Consider the following 17,630-nt stretch of genomic DNA (forward strand, 5'->3'; position numbering starts at 1 on the left):
ACGAGGAGGTGGCCATGCATGTGCGCGCCACCGCCAACACCGGCGCATCGCGCGACGATATCTGCGAGGCTTTCCTGCATGTCGCGATCTATGCCGGCGTACCGGCCGCAAACCGCGCCTTCAGGATCGCCAAGGAGGTGTTCGCGCAGATGGACGAGAATGCCCATGCCTGAGCCGGGCTCCAACCGGGCGCCGGAGACCGGCGCCTTCTTCCAGCGCGATCGCCTTTGGCATCCGCCGGCGCTGACGCCCGCCTATAAGAGCTCGGTGCTGCGCTCGCCGCAAAAGGCACTGCTTTCCTTCGACAATACGCTGTCGGAACTCACCGGCCCGGTGTTCGGGCACACCATGCTCGGCGAATTCGACAACGACCTGATCCACAATTTCGCCCAGCCCGGCGAGAGTGCCATCGGCGAGCGCATCATCGTGCATGGGCGGGTGCTCGACGAACGGGGCAAGGGCGTGCCGGGCGTGCTGCTCGAATTCTGGCAGGCGAATGCCGGCGGCCGTTACCGCCACAAGAAGGACGGCTATCTGGCGCCGCTCGATCCGAATTTCGGCGGCTGCGGCCGCACCATCACCGGCGATGACGGCGGCTACGCCTTTCGCACCGTCAGGCCGGGACCCTATCCGTGGCCGAACGGTCCGAACGACTGGCGCCCTGCCCATATCCATTTTTCGGTGTTTGGCCAGGGTTTCGCGCAGCGGCTGATCACCCAGATGTATTTCGAAGGCGATCCGCTGATCTGGCGCTGCCCGATCGTCGGCGGCATTTCCGACCAGGCAGCCATCGAAGCGCTGATTGCCACCCTCGACATGCAGTCGACGATCCCGATGGACGCGCTCGCCTACAAGTTCGATATCGTGCTGCGCGGACGTCGCTCGACGCTGTTCGAGAACAGGCCGGAGGGCAATTGATGGCGCAATCGCTCGACCGGCTGAAGGAGAGCCCTTCGCAGACCGCGGGACCCTACGTTCATATCGGGCTGACGCCGAATTTCTGCGGCATCGGCGGCGTCTATGAGAGCGATCTTGGCTCGAGCATGGTCAACGGTGAGACCAAGGGCGAGCGCATCGAGCTACGTATCCGCGTTTTCGACGGCGCCGGCGCGCCGCTCAAGGACGCGCTGATCGAGATCTGGCAGGCCGATGCCAGCGGATTCTACAATTCGCCGGCCGAATTGCGCGGCGCGGCCGATCCGAACTTTATGGGCTGGGGCCGGCAGCCGACCGACATGGAAACGGGCGTCTGCCTGTTCCAGACGATCAAGCCCGGCCGTGTGCCGTTCCGCGACGGGCGGCTGATGGCGCCGCACATCACGCTGTGGATCGTGGCGCGCGGCATCAATATCGGCCTCCACACCCGGCTCTATTTCTCGGACGAGGAAAAGGCCAATGGCGAGGACCCGATCCTTGCCCGCATCGAGCATCGCTTGCGCGTGCCGACGCTGATCGCCGAGCGCCAGGGCGACACCTACGTCTTCGATGTCCACCTTCAGGGCGACAAGGAGACGGTCTTCTTCGACAGCTGACCGGCCTGAACATGACCGTATCGCCCTTCGATCATCCGCTGCTTTCGGCTCTCCTTGGCGACGAGGAGGCGGCAAGGCATTTTTCCGTGGAAGCCGACATCGACGCGATGCTGGCTTTCGAGCGCGCCCTGGCCGAGGCCGAGGCCGAGTGCGGCGTGATTTCCAACGACGCCGCAACGGCAATCGGCTCGGCGCTGGCCTCGTTCCGGCCCGACACGGCCAGGCTCAGGGCCGGCGTTGCCAGGGACGGGGTCGTGGTGCCGGAGCTGGTACGCCAGATCAAGGCCGCCGTCGGCGAACCGCACAATGCGTTCGTTCATTTCGGCGCGACCAGCCAGGACGTCATCGATAGCTCGCTGGTGCTGCGGCTGAGCGGCGCGGTCGACCATATCGGCCTGCTGCTCAGCGAAAACATCGTGCGGCTTGCGGGCCTCGAACAGGATTTCGGGGGCAGGGCGCTGATGGCGATGACGCGCATGCAGCCGGCCATTCCAATCAGGGTGGGAGATCGGATCGCCTCATGGCGGGCGCCGCTCGAGCGTCACCAACTCAGGTTGAAGGAACAGTCCGCGCGCCTGCTCGTCGTCCAGTTCGGCGGCGCGGCCGGCACGCTCGATAGACTCGGCGACAAGGCTGCGCCCGTGCGGGCGGCACTTGCCGCAAAACTCGGCCTTGGCGATGCGCCGCAATGGCATAGCCAGCGCGACGCGCTGGCCGATTTCGCCGGCTGGCTGTCGCTGGTGACCGGCAGTCTCGGCAAGTTCGGCCAGGACATCGCGCTGATGGCGCAAGGCGGCATGGACATCAAGCTGTCCGCGGGCGGCGGCTCGTCGGCCATGCCGCACAAGCAGAACCCGGTGAAGGCGGAGGCGCTGGTGGCCCTTGCCCGCTTCAACGCCACCCAGCTTGCCGGCATGCACCAGGCGCTGGTGCACGAGCAGGAGCGCTCTGGCGCCGCCTGGACACTGGAATGGCTGATCCTGCCGCAGATGGCGGTGGCGACAGCGGGAGCACTCCGGCTCGCCGCGGAGCTTGCCGGACAGATCGAAAGCCTCGGACACTGATGCGTACACAGGTTGTTATCATCGGCTCGGGCCCATCCGGCCTGCTGCTCGGCCAGTTGCTTGCCACCATCGGTGTCGAGACCGTCATTCTCGAACGGTCGAGCCGGGAGCATGTGCTCGGCCGCGTGCGCGCCGGCGTGCTGGAGCAAGGCACGGTCGACCTGCTCGGCGAGGCCGGCGCCGCGGACAGGCTGCACGCCGAGGGCCTGCCGCATGCCGGCATCTCGCTCGCCTTCGACGGTCGCCTGCACCGCATCGACCTCACGGCGCTCACCGGCGGCAAGCATGTCACCGTCTACGGCCAGACCGAGGTGACGCATGATCTGATGGACAAGCGCGAGGCGGCGGGGCTGGTCACCGTCTACGAAGCCGCCAATGTCGCGCTTCACGATTTCGATGGCACGGCGCCTTTCGTCACCTATGACAGGGACGGTGTCGGCCACCGCATCGACTGCGACTTCATCGCCGGCTGCGACGGCTACCACGGCGTCAGCCGCCGCTCGGTGCCAGAGGTCGCGCTGAAGACCTTCGAGCGGACCTATCCGTTCGGCTGGCTGGGCGTGCTGGCGGAGGTGCCGCCGGCCGACCACGAGCTGGTCTACGCCAATCACGAGCGAGGCTTTGCGCTGTGCTCGATGCGCTCGCCGCACCGCAGCCGCTACTATGTGCAGTGCCCGGCGGACGAGCGCGTCGAAGCCTGGTCCGACGACCGTTTCTGGGACGAGTTGCGCCGGCGCTTGCCGCCGAAGACGGCGGCGTCCGTCACCACCGGGCCGTCCTTCGAGAAATCGATCGCGCCGCTGCGCTCCTTCGTCGCCGAGCCGATGCGCTTCGGCCGGCTGTTCCTGGTCGGCGACGCGGCCCATATCGTGCCGCCGACCGGCGCCAAGGGCCTCAACCTTGCCGCCAGCGACGTGCGCTATCTCTTTGCCGGGCTTCGCGAATTCTATCGCGAGAGGTCGCAGGCGGGGCTCGATGCCTATTCAGCCAAAGCGCTGGCGAGGGTCTGGAAAGCGGTGCGTTTCTCGTGGTGGATGACGACGATCCTGCACCGTTTTCCCGAGACGGGCGAATTCGGCCAGCGCATCCAGGAAGCCGAGCTCGACTATCTCGTGCATTCCAAAGCGGCGTCTACCGCTCTGGCGGAGAATTACGTCGGCCTGCCGTATTGATCGGCAAGGCCCGTCAAACCCGCTCCAGCGCGATCGCAATACCCTGGCCGACGCCGATGCACATGGTGGCGAGCGCATAGCGGCCGCCGCGCTCGCGAAGCTCCAGCGCCGCCGTGCCGGTAATGCGGGCGCCCGACATGCCGAGCGGATGGCCGAGCGCGATCGCGCCGCCATTCGGGTTGACGTGCGCGACGTCCTCGGCGATGCCGAGCTGGCGCAGCACCGCGATGCCCTGCGAGGCGAAGGCCTCGTTGAGCTCGACGACGTCGAACTGGTCGGGCGTCAGGCCGAGGCGGGCGCAGAGTTTCTTCGTCGCCGGCGCCGGGCCGATGCCCATGATGCGCGGCGCGACGCCGGCGGCAGCACCGCCAAGGATGCGGGCGATCGGCGTCAGGCCGTGTTTCTTCGCGGCTGCTTCCGAAGCGATGACGAGGGCGGCCGCGCCGTCATTGACGCCGGAGGCATTGCCGGCGGTCACCGTGCCGCCCGGGCGGAACGGCGTCGGCAGTTTGGCCAGCGCCTCGATGGTGGTGCCGGCGCGTGGATGCTCGTCCTTGCCGACCACGATCGCGTCGCCCTTCCTTTGCGGGATCGTCACCGGCGTGATCTCCTTCGCCAGCCGGCCATTGGCTTGCGCCGCCACAGCCTTGTCCTGGCTGCGCACGGCAAAGGCATCCTGGTCGGCGCGCGAAACGGCAAAGTCCGCGGCGACGTTTTCGCCCGTTTCCGGCATGGAATCGACGCCATACTGTTTCTTCATCAGCGGGTTGATGAAGCGCCAGCCGATGGTGGTGTCGTGGATCTCGGCGTTGCGCGAGAAGGCGGTGTCAGCCTTGGGCATGACGAAGGGCGCGCGGCTCATCGACTCGACGCCACCGGCGATCATCAGCTCGGCCTCGCCGGCCTTGATGGCGCGCGCCGCGATGGTGACGGCATCCATGCCCGAGCCGCAGAGGCGGTTGACGGTGGAGCCCGGAATGTCCTGGGGCAGGCCTGCGAGCAGCAGCGCCATGCGGGCGACGTTGCGGTTGTCCTCGCCGGCCTGGTTGGCGCAGCCATAGACGATGTCGTCGACGGCAGCCCAATCGACACCCATGTTGCGCTCGACCAAAGCCTTCAAGGGTATGGCGCCGAGATCATCGGCGCGCACCGAGGAGAGCGCGCCGCCAAAGCGGCCGATCGGCGTGCGGATGTAATCGCAGATGAAGGCGTCGGTCATCTATGCAGCTTTCCCCTTGGCGGTCCCCTCATGCGCCGCCTTGGTGCGGGCCTGAAGATCGCGCAATGTCGTCAGCTCGAGTTCCGTCGGCGCCGGCGTCTCGTCAAGAGCCTCGGCAAATCTTACCACCCAGCCACAGGTCGCCTGCACCTGTTCGCGGGTCACGCCTGGATGCAACGACACGACGGTGAATTCCTTGGTGACCGGATCCGGCTTCCAGATCGCAAGGTCGGTGATCAAAAGCGTCGGGCCGGCCGTATCGATGCCGAGCCGCTTGCGGTGATCGCCGCCCTCGCCATGGCCGAAGGAGGTGAAGAAGTCGATCTTTTCGACCATGCCGCGTTTCGATTGCGCCATGGTGATGTAGACCTCTTTTGAAGAGGTGGCGATCTCCGGTGCGCCGCCGCCACCGGGAAGGCGCGTTTTCGGGTGCGCGTAGTCGCCGATGACGGTTGTGTTGATGTTGCCGAACCTGTCGAGCTGGGCTGCGCCGAGGAAGCCGATGGAGATGCGGCCGCCCTGCAGCCAGTAGCGGAACATCTCCGGCACCGCGACGGTGGTGACTGCTGTCTCGCACAGTTCGCCGTCGCCGATCGACAGCGGCAGCATGTCGGGCGCGGTGCCGATGGTGCCGCTTTCGTAGATCAGCGTGATGTCCGGCGCATGGGTGAGCCGCGCGACGTTGCAGGCGGCCGATGGCGCGCCGATGCCGACGAAGCAGACGTCGTCGCTCTTCAGCGCGCGGCTGGCGGCGATCGTCATCATTTCGTTGGGCGTGAAGCCCAGATTTCCGGCGTCGCTCATGCGGCTTTCCTCAGATGTTCGACGCGGGCGGCGAAGTCGTCGGCGCTGCCCTCGATGACGTTCCTCTGCATCCATGCCTGGAAGCGGTCGCGGTTGGCGGCGATCTCGTCCCATTCGAGATAGGCGGCGTTGTCGCGCGCATAGTAGCCGTGTGCGTAGGACGGATGCGAGCCGCCCGGCACGACCGAGATGGCCGATATCGTCCAGCTCGGCAGAACGGTGAGGTTGGGGTGGAGGTCGTCGAAATTGTCGACCACTTCCTCGACCGTCACAACGGCGCGCCTGGCCGCGAGCACGGCTTCCTTCTGGATGCCGATGATGCCTTCGACCAGCACATTGCCTTTGCGGTCGGCCTTCTGCGCATGGATGAAGCTGACGTCGGGCCGGATCGATGGAACGGCGGCGAGCACTTCGCCGCTGAAGGGGCAGGTGAGCGCCCTTATGTTCGGGTTGACCGAAGCGAGGCCGGCGCCGCGATAGCCGCGGAACACTGCGCAGGGCAGGCCGGCAGCACCCGCCTCATAGGCGTTGGCCATGCCGGCGTGGCTGTGCTCCTCGATCTCGATCGCGCGCGGAAAGCCATCCTCAATGGCGTCGCGGGCGCGCCGCAGCAGGCCGACGCCGGGATTGCCGACATAGGAGAAGATGATCTTTCTCGCCATGCCCATGCCGATCATCTGGTCGTAGATCAGGTCCGGCGTCATGCGGATCAAAGTGAGATCGCGGAAGCCCTGGCGGATGGCTTCGTGCGCGGCTGCGGTCGGGATCAGATGGGTGAAACCCTCGAATGCGGCCGTATCGCCGTCGTGCAGGTTCTCTGCGACAGCCTCCTTCAGCGGCAGGAACTTCACCATGCTTGGGCTCCGGCGTTGGCAAGAAAGTTCGCATTGCGAACATATGTTTTATATGAGATACTTTCTAATCTTGCCCTGACGGGGAGTCAATGCCATGGGCCCAGTCGTGGAAGACGAAGCCAGTTCGCGCGATCATGTCGGCTCGCTGGAGCGCGGCCTTGCGGTGATGGAGATCCTCGCCCGCTACCCGGCCGGCATGACGCTGACCGAGATGGCGGAGGAGGCGGGCCTGACCCGCGCCGGCGCCCGCCGCTTTCTGCTGACGCTGGTCGCCACCGGCTACGCGACGCAGTCGGGCCGGCTGTTTTCACTGTCGCCGCGCCTGCTCACCGTCGCGCGGACCTGGCTCGGCGGCGCCTCGTTGTGGACCTTCGCGGCGCCGATCATGCGCGAGGTGGCCGCGCAATTCGACGAGGCCTGCAACGCCGCGGTGCTGTCGGGCGAGGATGTCGTCTATGTCGCGCGCATCCCCGGCCGCCGCATCCTCAGCGTGGCGCTGGACGTCGGCACAAGGCTGCCCGCCTACTGCACATCGATGGGTCGCGTGCTGCTCTCCGGCCTGAGCGCCGGTGAGATGAAGACCTTCCTCGCCGATGCAAAGATCGAGCGGCGGACGCCGAAGACGATCGTCAGGCGGGACTTGCTGGCCAAGGCGGTTCAACAGGCCGAGACGGACGGCTTCGCCATTGTCGACGAGGAACTGGAGCTCGGCCTGCGTTCGATAGCCGTACCGATCAGCGACCGTACCGGCCAGGTCGTCGCCGCCATCAACGTCTCGACGCAGTCGGCCCGCTTTTCGGTCGAGGCGATGGAGCGCGAGATCCTGCCTGGGCTGCGCAAGGCCAAGCAGCGGGTCGAGGAATTCTTCTTCGTCTGACTGGCGATCGTCGCCGCCAGTTGCCAATTGTCCGAGGTTGGCGCCGCCCCTCATCGCCCTGCCGGGCACTTTTCCCCGTATAGTGACGGGGAGAAGGGGCTGGCCACAACGACGGCCCTTTCTTGGCAACGCTGATGATTGGCGAAACCGGCAGGACAGCGCCCCTCTCCCCGTCACTATACGGGGAGAGGGGTGGGCAGGCAGGTGAGGGGCGGCGCGACGGTTGAAAATGGGAATGAGGTAGTCGCCTGAGGAGTTCGTTCCCTGCTCAAAGGCTTACCCGTTGACGCCGCCTTTCGAATGCACTATTGAACAGGACTATACAGGTTCACTGAACAGGTATCGATATGGCCCGTCGCGCGACGCAGATCACCCCCGGAACCGGCAAGCCCGAGCAGATCGCGACGGTTTTGGAGCACGAAATCCGCTCCGGGGTGCTCGGCTTCGGCGACCGCCTGCAGAGCGAGAACGAACTCGTCCAGCGCTTCTCCGTCAGCCGCAACACGGTCCGCAAAGGGCTCGAGGAATTGTCGAGCCGGGGCCTGATCACCACCAGGGTCGGCATCGGTTCCTTCGTCACCTTCGACGGCATGCCGGTCGACGATGCCGTCGGCTGGTCGCGCGCGCTTGCCAATGCCGGCGCCAATGCCGAGACGCGCACGCTGCGGCTCGAAGTCATCGAGGACGCGGACCTTGCCGCCAGACTCGGTGTCGACAATCCGGCCTTCATCGCCGTCGATCGCGTCCGCACCAATGCAAATGACGGCCATGCGATTTCGATCGAGCGCAGCCGCCTGCCGCTTTCGCCCGAGTTGGAAGACGTGCCGCTGCGCGGCCTGCGCGAAGGCTCGCTGCACCAGACGCTGCGCGGGGCAGGGCTGGTGCCCGACCATGGCGAGGAATGGGTCGACATCGAGATGCTGAGCGCGGCGGATGCCGCTATCCTCGATTGCGCGCCCGGCACGCCCTTCCTGCGCACCCGGCGCCTGACCCGCGCCGCCGACGGCCGCGCCATCGAATTCGTCACCAGCCTGCTCAACCCGGCGCATTTCGCCCTGCATCTGGAGTTTTGAGATGACGGATGCGGCCGGGGCGATCGACCGCGCCATGGGCGCGCTGATCGGCGGCGCGCTTGGCGACGCGCTGGGCATGCCGACGCAGCTTCTGTCGCCGGCCCGGATCGCCGAACTTTATGGCCATGTCGAGGACTTCGTCGCGCCCGTCGACGACCATCCGGTGTCGAAGGGCCTTGCTGCCGGCACGATCACCGACGACACGGAACAGGCGCTGCTGCTTGGCCGCATTATGGTCGAGTCCGGCGACCGTTTCGACCACACGCGCTGGGTCAATGCGCTGCTCGACTGGGAGCGCGAGGTCAAGGCGCGCGGCAGCTACGACCTGCTCGGCCCGTCGACCAAGCGCGCCATCGACGCCATCAATGACGGCGTGCCGCCGGAGGAAGCCGGCAGCGGCGGCGATACCAATGGCGCGGCGATGCGCATCGCGCCGGTCGGCATCATGATGCCACCGGAGCCGCTCGACGCGCTGGTTGCGAAGGTCGCGGAAACCTGCCGGGCGACGCACAACACCTCGATTGCCATAGCTTCGGCCGCCGCGGTCGCTGCGGCGGTCAGCAGCGGAGTCTCAGGCGCCGACTGGCGCGCGGCTTCCGCGCGCGCCGTGACCGCGGCGCGGCTGGGGGCAACGCACGGGAATTGGGTCACCGGCGGCGATATCGCAGCGCGGATCGCCTGGGCGCAGGACCTCGTGCGCGGCAAGACGGAGAAAGAAGCGATCAGGCTGATCGTCGATCTGGTCGGCACCGGCGTCGCCAGCCAGGAATCGGTTCCGGCGGCGTTCGCCGTGCTGGAGGTCGCCGATGGCGATCCCTGGCGGGCGGCCGTCATCAGCGCCAATCTCGGCGGCGACACCGACACGATCGGCGCCATCGCCGCCGGCATGGCAGGCGCCTCAGCCGGACTGTCGCGCCTGCCGCAGCACCGCATCGCCAAGTTGCACGGCATCGATCTCGCCGAGGTTCGCGCGCTGGCAGACGATCTCGTCGCGGCACGCAAGGCAAAGATCCGCTCCGGCAAGGAGGCTGCCGCATGAGCGGACGGCTGGTCCATGTCGGCAGCGCCGTGGTGGACTATGTCTACCGCATCGACGCCTTGCCGGCGCCAGGCACCGAGAAGACCGCGTCAAGCTACGCGCGGGTCGCCGGTGGCGGCTTCAACATGATGGTGGCGGCGAGCCGCACCGGCATGAGGGTGGTGTTCGGCGGTCAGCTCGGCACCGGGCCCGACGGCGATTTCCTGCGCACGGCTTTTGCCGCCGAAGGCATCGCGACGTTGACGCCGCCATCGCCGTTGATGGACAGCGGCAATTGCGTCGCCATGATCAGCGGCGATGCCGAACGGACCTTCGTCTCCTGGCCGGGGGCTGAGAGCAGGCTCACGCTCGACATGATGAAGCCGGTCCAAATCCTTTCGGGCGATTGGGTTTTCACCTCTGGCTACACGCTGAGCTATCCGGGAAGCCGAGATACGCTCACCGACTGGATCGAGGCGCTGCCTGCGGAAGTCCCCTTCGTCTTCGATCCGACGCCGGTGATAGCCGAGATTCCGCGGCCGATCCTGGACCGGGTGCTGGCGCGCGCGACCTGGCTGAGCTGCAACACCATCGAGGCGGCCGAGATCGCCGGTTCGGGCGACGCGCAGACCGTCGCCATCCGGCTGCTCGCCGACCATTGCCAGAGAGCGGCGGGCGTCGTCATCCGCGCCGGCGCGCAGGGCTGCCTCGTACGACTTGCCGATGGCCGGACGCAGGCGGTGCCGGGCTTTGACGTGGAAGCCATCGATACCAACGGCGCCGGCGATGCCCATATCGGCGCCTTCGTCAGCGGCCTGTCGCGCGGAATGCCGCCTTACGAAGCAGCGCGCTACGCCAACGCGGCGGCTGCGCTTTCCGTCACTCGTCATGGCGGATCGTCGGCGCCGACCGACGCCGAAATCCAGGAATTCCTTGCCCGGCGCGTTCAAACGGCGAGCGCTCAGGACCGGGAACAAGAGGCCACAACTTAACAAGCCCGCAAACCGGGCAAACAATGAGAGGAAAGAAACATGCGCATGCCCAGACTGACCGCTTTTCTGACGGCGACAGCCGTCTTCGCTTCAGCATTCACGCTTGCCGCCAATGCCGGCGAAGTGCATGTGCTCAACTGGAAGGGTTACGGCGCCGACGAGCCATGGGCGATCGCAGCCTTCGAGAAGGCGACCGGCAACAAGGTGGTCAACGACTTCTTCAACTCCGAACAGGAGATGCTGACCAAGCTCAGGACCAATCCCGGCCTTTACGACGTCGTCATGATCAATGCCGCCTTCAACGATCAGGCAATGGCCGGCAAGCTGATCCAGCCGATCGACGTGTCGAAGCTTGCCAACTACGCCGACATCAGCAAGGACAAGGCCGGCTCACCGATGCTCAACCATGACGGCAAGGTCTATGGCGTGCCGTGGGTCTGGGGGCTGACCGCCTTAGCGATCAACGAGAAGTCGTTCCCCAAGCCACCGACAAGCATCGCCGAAATGTGGGATCCAGCGCATAAGGGCCGCGTCATCATCCGCGACGATGCCGTCGAGGCGGTGCAGTTCGGCGCCATTGCCAGTGGCCAGAACATCAACGACATCAAGGATATGGAAGCGGTCAAGGCGAAGCTCACCTCGCTGATGCCGCAGATCAAGACGTTCTGGAGCTCGGAGAACGACTGGAACCAGATGGTCGCCTCCAACCAGATCGACATCGGCACCTACTGGAGCGGCTCGGCCGACCGCGCCAAGACGCATTTCAAGCTGCCAGTTTCGCTGGTCATCCCGCAGGAAGGCGCCGTCGCCTGGCTCGACGCCTTCTCGATCCCGGCCGGCTCCAAGAATGTCGAGGGCGCCGAAGCCTTCATCAACTACATGATCGACCCGAAATTCTACGTCGAATGGGTCACCAAGGTCGGCGCGCCGGTGTCGGCAAACACCAAGGCGGTCGAGGCGCTGCCTGAGGATGCCTTCAACCGCAAGGTCATGGGCGATCCGGAGGTCGCCAAGCGCATCCAGTTCCAGGCGCCGGTCACCGACGAGCAGCGCGAGAAGTACCTGGCGCTCTGGCAGGAGCTGAAGGTCAACGTGAAGTAGTCGGCGTCTTTCGGGGAGGAGAGGCATCCATGGCTGACCAGCATGCGATCGGTTCGCGGCGCGGGCTGAAGCCGGCCCTGCCGCTTCTCCTTCCGGCCTATCTGTGGCTGACGGTGGCGATCTTCCTGCCGCTGTCGGCCATGGTCTTCTTCTCGTTCATGACCGACCTGCCGCTGGCCGGGAGGGAATGGGCGTTCACACTCGACAATTACGCGGCCTTCTTCTCGCAGAGCCTCTATCTGACGCTTCTGCTTGCCTCGCTGCGGCTCGGCCTCGAGGTCACCCTTTGGTGCGTGGTGATCGGTTATCCGGCAGCCTATGTGCTGGCCAAGGTGCTGAAGGGACGCAGCCGCGAGGCGATCTTCCTGCTCGTCATCCTGCCGTTCTGGTCGAACGGGCTGGTGCGCATCTTCTCCTGGGCGATGGTGCTGCGCGAGGGCGGCATCCTCGACACGGCGCTCAACGCCGTGCTGCCCTTCAAGATCAACATCGATCTGATGTATTCCTATCCGGCCGTCATCATCGGCCTGGTGCACTCCTATGTGCCCTACATGGTGCTGACCTGCTACCTGACGCTGCAGGCGATCGACGATTCGCTGATCGAGGCCGGCCGCTCGCTCGGCGCGTCGCGGCGGCAGGTTCTTTGGCGCGTGATCATCCCGCTGTCGATGCCTGGCCTGATCGCCGGGGCAGCGCTGATCTTCGTGCCCGTCGTCGGCTCCTTCATGGAGCCGCGCATCCTCGGCGGCCGCACCGGTACCTTCTACGGCACCGTCATCGAGGACCAGTTCGTCGCGGTCTTCAACTGGCCGCTGGGCGCGGCGCTGTCCTTCATCCTGCTCGCCGTCGTGCTGGTGATCCTGGCGGTGGCGTCGCCGATGCTGAAAAGGGCCGCCTGATGGCGACGACGCGCATCCTCGAATGGCTTGGGCGCTGCTACATCGTGCTGCTGCTCGGCTTCCTCTATCTGCCGATCATCATCATGGCGCTGATGTCGTTCAACGCCTCGCCCTTCTACCAATTGCCGCTCGAGTGGACGACGGACTGGTATGCCTCGCTCTGGCAGAACGACCAGCTGATTGCGGCGACCTGGAACAGCATCGAGATCGCGGTGATCACCACCGTCATCGCGACCGTGCTCGGCTCGGCCGCCTCGCTGGCGCTCTACCGCTGCGACTTCCCGGGCAAGAAAGTCCTGCAGGCGCTGCTCTTCCCGCCGATCGCCATTCCGTGGCTGATCACCGGCACGGCGATGCTGATCTTCTTCTTCGGCATCGGCATCGGCCGCGGGCTGGTGGCGATCCTGCTCGGCCATGTCGCGCTGGCGCTGCCTTACGTCATCGTGGTCGTGTCGGCCCGGCTGCAGACCTTCGCGCCCGAGCTGGAGGAGGCGGCGCGCTCGCTCGGCGCCAATCAGTGGCAAGTGACGAACCGCGTCACCTTGCCGTGGATCATGCCCGGCGTCATCGCCGGCGGGCTGTTCGCCTTCGCAGTGTCGTTCGACCAGTTCGTGGTCTCCTACTTCCTGTCGACGCCCGGCCAGACGACGCTGCCGGTCGAGATCTATGCCGCGATCCGCAAGGGCTTCACGCCCGAGATCAACGCGGTTTCCACCATCATCATCGTGGTCTCGATGGCGCTGATGCTGCTCACGGCGCGCTTCTTCAAATTCGGCGGAGAGAAATAATGGCAGGCGTCCAGGTAGCGAATGTCTCCCGCAGTTTCGGCGCGCACAGGGCGCTCGATAATGTCTCAATCGATTTTGCCGATGGCGGCTTCTATGCGCTGCTCGGGCCGTCGGGCAGCGGCAAGACGACGCTGCTCAGGCAGATCGCCGGTTTCGATTTTCCCGACACCGGCCGCATCGCCATCGGCGGCGAAAGCGTCGAGCGCGTGCCGGTCGAGAAGCGGCGGATCGGCATGGTGTTCCAGAATTATGCGCTGTTTCCCAATATGAGCGTCGCCGACAACGTCGCCTTCGGCCTGTCGGTGCGCGGCGAGCCGAAGGCGTCGATCGCTCCCGAAGTGCAGCGCGCGCTCGACCTCGTGCAGCTCGGCAAGCTCGGCGGCCGTCGGCCGCACCAGCTCTCCGGCGGCCAGCGCCAGCGTGTGGCGTTGGCGCGCGCCATCGTCACCAAGCCGCGCGTGCTGTTGCTCGACGAGCCGCTCGGCGCGCTCGACAAGGCGCTGCGCGTCGACATGCAGATCGAGTTGAAGCGCATCCAGCGCGAGATCGGCATCACCACCATCTTCGTCACGCACGACCAGGAAGAGGCGCTGACGATGAGCGACCGCATCGGCATCCTGCGCGATGGCAGGCTGGTGCAGGAGGGGCCGCCGGAGGAGATCTACGACCGGCCGCAAAGCGAGTTCGCTGCGACCTTCCTCGGCGACGCCAACATCTTTCGCGGCGACGCGACCGGCAATGGGATCAGGCTGCCCGACGGCACGACGATCGCCGCTGCCTTTGGGCCTTCGCTGGCAGCCGGCGCCAGGGCGAGCTGCGCGGTGCGGCCGGAGCGGATCCAGATCTCGACCGGCGCGGCGAAGCCCGATGCGGACAAAGCCAATACGCTCAGGGGACAGGTGTCCAAGCGTATCTTCGCCGGCAACAACAGCACCTATTTTGTCGACCGCGACGGCCAGACGCTGAAGGTGATCGTGCAGAACACCGGCGCCGAAAGGTTGGCTGAAGGTCAGCCGGTGGTGCTCAGCTGGTCGCCGGACAGTACTGTGCTGATTGCGGCGGGCTAATCGACGCCGTCGGGCGGTCATCTGAAGCGTGTCGCGCTGACGCCGATTCAAGAAACGCGGCTAACTCTTTGTTTTTCAGGCCCGCCAAGAGCCGTCGGCGAGCGCTGCGTAGAGCACGTTGGCGTTGGCCCCGAGCGGCCTGTCCTCCTTGAGCGCCGGGACATGCGTGCGGACAGAAGCGTGGATGACAGCGGTTGCCGGCGCCAGCGTGATCCCTTCACGCAGGTCAACGGCCTGGGCCGCCGCCATCAGTTCCATGGCGATCAGGCGTCGCCACAGTACGATCATGTCGGCGCATTTCGAAACCGCCAGAAGCGTTTGCGTTGCGTGATCCTCCACGCCTTCCGAGACCGGCAGGTAATCGAGCATCACGGGGTTGGCCTTATGGCGGATCGCGGCCAGGATCGCCGTAACGGTCTTCTGCAGAGGCACGAAGCCGGCGGAGGCGCCGCCGAGCGGCGACAGGTATTTGGGCAGGCCGTTGCGGCCCGAGCCGGTGAGCTGGATGAAGCGAGCGGCGCAAGCCCCCGCGCATTGCGCGATTGCCAGGCCAAGCGTCTCGAAGGCGAGCGCGAGTGACGCGGTGTGAAAGTTGCCGGTCGACAGCACCAACGCGTCTTCGACCAGCACCAGCGGATTGTCGGCGGCGGCGTTGAGCTCGATCTCGACCGCCAGCCTGGCATGATCGATCGCCTGGATCAGCGCCCCGTGGATCGAGGGCATGCAGCGGATCGACAGCGGATCCTGCAAGCTCGTCGGCGTCGTTTCATGATCGCGCGCGAGCAGGTCGCGCAGCGTCCTTGCCGCCAGCAATTGGCAGGCCGCGGGCCGCGCGACATGCAGGCGCGGATCGAGAATGGTGCGGTTGGCCGCGAGCGCTTCCATGGTCAGCGCGCCGGCCTGCTGCTGCTGTTCCATCGCCGACAGCGCGTCGACAAGTGCCAGTGCGCCGGCGCCGGTGGAGACCGCCGAAGCATTGACCAGCGACAAACCGTCCTTCGGCGCCAGGCTGACAGGAGGGAGGCGCGCCATCATAAGCGCCTTGGCCGAAGGCATGCGCCGGCTTTGGTAATCGGCGTCGCCTTCGCCGATCAGCGTGTGGGCGATCGCCGTCATCATCACCAGGTCGCCGGTGCCGATCGAGCCGAGTGCCGGCATCACCGGATGCACGCCCGCGTTCAGCATTTCGACCAGCGCGCTGAACACATGCGGCGACAGGCCCGAGCCGCCGGCTGAAAGCATGGCGATGCGGGCAAACATCGCTGCCCGCACGAGCTGGATGGGCAACGCGTCACCCACGGCGGCGCCGCGCCCATCGAGAAGCTGGCGCTGGAAGGCGCTGGCGTCGCCCTCGACTGCGGTGCCGAGATTGGCGCCGAGCCCGGTGTTCAGGCCGTAGATCTGCTGGCCGGCGGCGGCAGCTTCATCGAGGACTTTGCGCGCCTTGGCCAGGTGTTCCATGACGGAGGGCGTGACCTCCACCTTGGCCGCATTACGCGCGGCAGCGGCGACATCCTCGATGCTGACGCCGGCGCCGGTGAGGACGAGCGGGGTCATGCGAAACGCAGCCTCTGGCCGACGCCTTGCGTGCCGGCCTTGGCCAGCATCGCCTTGCCGAGCGCGATGTCTGAGAGCGACAGGCCGCGATGCCAGAACAGGATGGTCTCGTCGTCGCCCTGGCGGCCAGGCTTCAGGCCGGCGGCGATCTGGCCGAGTTCGGCATGCAACGTCGCCTCGCTCAGCCGCCCGGTCTCGACATGGGCGCGCAGCGAGCCGAACTTGCCGCTCTTGCACTGGCCCCAATCGTCGACGACGATCTTGCCCATGATGTCGGTCAAGGACAGCTCCACCGCGCTCATCGTGCCATAGGGCACCACCAGCGCGCCCGGCTTGATCCATTCGGTCTTGAGCAGCGGCTGCGGTTCGTTGAGCCGCGAGGCCTCGACGACGATGTCGGCTCCGTCGACGCAGCTTTTCCAGTCGGCGACCGCGGTGACTTTCTTGCCGAGGTCGGCCGACAGTTTCGCCGCGAAAGCATCGCGGCTTTCCGGCCGGCGCGAATGGACGCGGATCTCGTCGAAGTCGAAAAGATGGTCGAGCAGGCGGACGTTCCAGTAGGCGGTGCCGCGCGCGCCGATATGGCCGAGCACCTTGGATGTCTTCTTCGCCAGGTGCTTGGCTCCGATGGCGGTGACGGCGCCGGTGCGCATGTCGGTGATGACGGTGGCGTCGAGGATGGCGCGCGGCGTGCCGGTGCGTGGATCGAACAAATTGAGGATGCCGAATTCCGAAGGCAGGCCGTGCAGATAGTTGTCGACGTAGTCGCCGACGATCTTGACGCCGGCCGCGTCGAGCGGCGCCACGTAGCCGCGCAAGACATTGAAATGGCCGTGGAATGACGGGTCCGGCTCGAGATGGACGCGGGGTTCGATCACCGTCTGGCCCTTGCCTTGCGCGACAAGGCCGGCCTCGACCGCGCCGATGATCTCGGCATCGGTCATCGCCAGCGCTTCGATATCGAGAGCGTTGAGATAGTCGATATAGATGGGCTTCATCCCATTCCCCTCTTAGGCCCACTTTCCCATAACAGGCGGCGAGGCACCACAAAAGTTTGTTGGATAACCACTGGACTAGGCTGGCCCAATGCTGTTCAAAGCAGGTCCGTCATGAGCAGCATCCCCGACAATCCGATGTTGTCCCAGCCGTCGACAGCCATGCCGGCGCGCCAGGCACGGCGCGTGGCGCTGATCGTCGCCGTCGCCTTCTTCATGCAGCTCTTGGATTCGACGATCATCTCGACGTCGCTGCCGCAAATGGGCCAGTCCTTCGGCGTGCCGGCGGTGGCGATGAGCATCGGCATCACCGTTTACATGCTGACCATGGCCGTGTTCGTACCGCTGTCCGGCTGGCTTGCCGACCGTTTCGGCGCGCGCAACGTCTTCCTGGTCGCCATCGCCCTGTTCACCCTGGCCTCGATCGCCTGCGGCTTCTCGCAGAATCTGGCGCAGTTCGTCGCCGCCCGCGTCGTGCAGGGTCTTGGCAGCGCGCTGATGACGCCGGTTGGCCGCATCCTGGTGCTGCGCAATGCGTCGAAGTCGGAGCTGATCGCCGCCACCGCGCTGATCACCTGGCCGGCGCTGTTCGCGCCGGTGGTCGGACCGGTGCTTGGC

Annotated in this window: 19 protein-coding genes; 14 read left to right on the plus strand and 5 right to left on the minus strand. The window is 66.1% G+C overall.

The window, feature by feature from the left end; genetic code table 11:
- The 5 genes from EN780_RS11160 to pobA form a co-directional block, all read left to right on the plus strand.
- Positions 1–173: carboxymuconolactone decarboxylase family protein (locus tag EN780_RS11160; RefSeq protein ID WP_189556487.1), on the plus strand; the 173-nt coding region annotated here is incomplete at its 5' end.
- Entirely contained in the window at positions 166–918 is a 753-nt protein-coding gene (pcaH, locus tag EN780_RS11165) for a protocatechuate 3,4-dioxygenase subunit beta (protein WP_128273706.1), read from the plus strand. The genes EN780_RS11160 and pcaH, both read left to right, overlap by 8 nt.
- Positions 918–1,532 (plus strand): protocatechuate 3,4-dioxygenase subunit alpha, encoded by a 615-nt coding sequence (gene pcaG / locus EN780_RS11170; protein ID WP_128273708.1) that lies wholly within the window; start codon positions 918–920, stop codon positions 1,530–1,532. Before pcaH ends, pcaG begins: the two co-directional genes overlap by 1 nt.
- A gap of 11 nt (positions 1,533–1,543) precedes the next feature.
- Positions 1,544–2,596 carry a 3-carboxy-cis,cis-muconate cycloisomerase gene (locus EN780_RS11175; protein WP_128273710.1) on the plus strand — a complete coding sequence of 351 codons (1,053 nt, stop codon included), beginning with the start codon at positions 1,544–1,546 and terminating at the stop codon, positions 2,594–2,596.
- Positions 2,596–3,768, plus strand: coding sequence for a 4-hydroxybenzoate 3-monooxygenase (gene pobA / locus EN780_RS11180; protein WP_128273712.1), 1,173 nt, complete (start codon positions 2,596–2,598; stop codon positions 3,766–3,768). Before EN780_RS11175 ends, pobA begins: the two co-directional genes overlap by 1 nt.
- Positions 3,769–3,781: 13 nt before the next feature.
- Here the strand turns inward: pobA and pcaF are convergent, their stop codons facing one another.
- The 3 genes from pcaF to EN780_RS11195 are packed head-to-tail and all read right to left on the minus strand — an operon-like array spanning position 3,782 to position 6,645.
- Positions 3,782–4,987 carry a 3-oxoadipyl-CoA thiolase gene (pcaF, locus tag EN780_RS11185; protein WP_128273714.1) on the minus strand — a complete coding sequence of 402 codons (1,206 nt, stop codon included), beginning with the start codon at positions 4,985–4,987 and terminating at the stop codon, positions 3,782–3,784.
- Positions 4,988–5,791: a CoA-transferase subunit beta gene (locus tag EN780_RS11190; protein WP_128273716.1), complete on the minus strand. Its 804-nt coding sequence runs from the start codon at positions 5,789–5,791 to the stop codon at positions 4,988–4,990.
- Positions 5,788–6,645, minus strand: coding sequence for a CoA transferase subunit A (locus tag EN780_RS11195; RefSeq protein ID WP_128273718.1), 858 nt, complete (start codon positions 6,643–6,645; stop codon positions 5,788–5,790). Before EN780_RS11195 ends, EN780_RS11190 begins: the two co-directional genes overlap by 4 nt.
- Positions 6,646–6,751: 106 nt before the next feature.
- Between EN780_RS11195 and EN780_RS11200 the strand changes: the two genes are divergently transcribed.
- The 8 genes from EN780_RS11200 (at position 6,752) to EN780_RS11240 (ending at position 14,460) form a co-directional block, all read left to right on the plus strand.
- Positions 6,752–7,522 (plus strand): IclR family transcriptional regulator C-terminal domain-containing protein, encoded by a 771-nt coding sequence (locus tag EN780_RS11200; RefSeq protein ID WP_127390980.1) that lies wholly within the window; start codon positions 6,752–6,754, stop codon positions 7,520–7,522.
- 347 nt (positions 7,523–7,869) lie between these two features.
- Complete coding sequence (locus EN780_RS11210; RefSeq protein WP_128273720.1) at positions 7,870–8,595, plus strand: GntR family transcriptional regulator; 726 nt, start codon at positions 7,870–7,872, stop codon at positions 8,593–8,595.
- A 1-nt stretch (position 8,596) separates the two neighbouring features.
- Positions 8,597–9,634 (plus strand): ADP-ribosylglycohydrolase family protein, encoded by a 1,038-nt coding sequence (locus EN780_RS11215; protein WP_128273722.1) that lies wholly within the window; start codon positions 8,597–8,599, stop codon positions 9,632–9,634.
- On the plus strand, positions 9,631–10,605 hold the full coding sequence (locus EN780_RS11220; RefSeq protein ID WP_128273724.1) for a PfkB family carbohydrate kinase: 975 nt from the start codon (positions 9,631–9,633) through the stop codon (positions 10,603–10,605). The genes EN780_RS11215 and EN780_RS11220 overlap by 4 nt, the downstream gene beginning before the upstream one ends.
- Before the next feature lie 39 nt (positions 10,606–10,644).
- Positions 10,645–11,706 (plus strand): ABC transporter substrate-binding protein, encoded by a 1,062-nt coding sequence (locus EN780_RS11225; protein ID WP_127310480.1) that lies wholly within the window; start codon positions 10,645–10,647, stop codon positions 11,704–11,706.
- A gap of 29 nt (positions 11,707–11,735) precedes the next feature.
- Positions 11,736–12,605: an ABC transporter permease gene (locus tag EN780_RS11230; RefSeq protein WP_127310479.1), complete on the plus strand. Its 870-nt coding sequence runs from the start codon at positions 11,736–11,738 to the stop codon at positions 12,603–12,605.
- Positions 12,605–13,393: an ABC transporter permease gene (locus EN780_RS11235; protein WP_127310478.1), complete on the plus strand. Its 789-nt coding sequence runs from the start codon at positions 12,605–12,607 to the stop codon at positions 13,391–13,393. Before EN780_RS11230 ends, EN780_RS11235 begins: the two co-directional genes overlap by 1 nt.
- Positions 13,393–14,460, plus strand: coding sequence for an ABC transporter ATP-binding protein (locus EN780_RS11240; RefSeq protein ID WP_128273726.1), 1,068 nt, complete (start codon positions 13,393–13,395; stop codon positions 14,458–14,460). The genes EN780_RS11235 and EN780_RS11240 overlap by 1 nt, the downstream gene beginning before the upstream one ends.
- A gap of 75 nt (positions 14,461–14,535) precedes the next feature.
- On the opposite strand, the gene hutH is transcribed toward EN780_RS11240, so the two are convergent.
- Together hutH and EN780_RS11250 are read right to left on the minus strand one after the other, a co-directional pair.
- A complete protein-coding gene (gene hutH, locus EN780_RS11245) occupies positions 14,536–16,017 on the minus strand; it encodes a histidine ammonia-lyase (RefSeq protein ID WP_128273728.1) in 1,482 nt (493 codons plus the stop codon).
- Positions 16,014–17,015 carry an ornithine cyclodeaminase family protein gene (locus EN780_RS11250; RefSeq protein ID WP_128273730.1) on the minus strand — a complete coding sequence of 334 codons (1,002 nt, stop codon included), beginning with the start codon at positions 17,013–17,015 and terminating at the stop codon, positions 16,014–16,016. Before EN780_RS11250 ends, hutH begins: the two co-directional genes overlap by 4 nt.
- A gap of 111 nt (positions 17,016–17,126) precedes the next feature.
- On the opposite strand from EN780_RS11250, the gene EN780_RS11255 reads away from it, so the two are divergent.
- Positions 17,127–17,630, plus strand: a 504-nt coding sequence (locus EN780_RS11255) for an MFS transporter (RefSeq protein WP_128273732.1), incomplete at its 3' end; no start/stop codon positions are given.

It is taken from the genome of Mesorhizobium sp. M4B.F.Ca.ET.089.01.1.1 (genome assembly GCF_004022605.1).
GTDB classification, from domain to species: domain Bacteria; phylum Pseudomonadota; class Alphaproteobacteria; order Rhizobiales; family Rhizobiaceae; genus Mesorhizobium; species Mesorhizobium abyssinicae.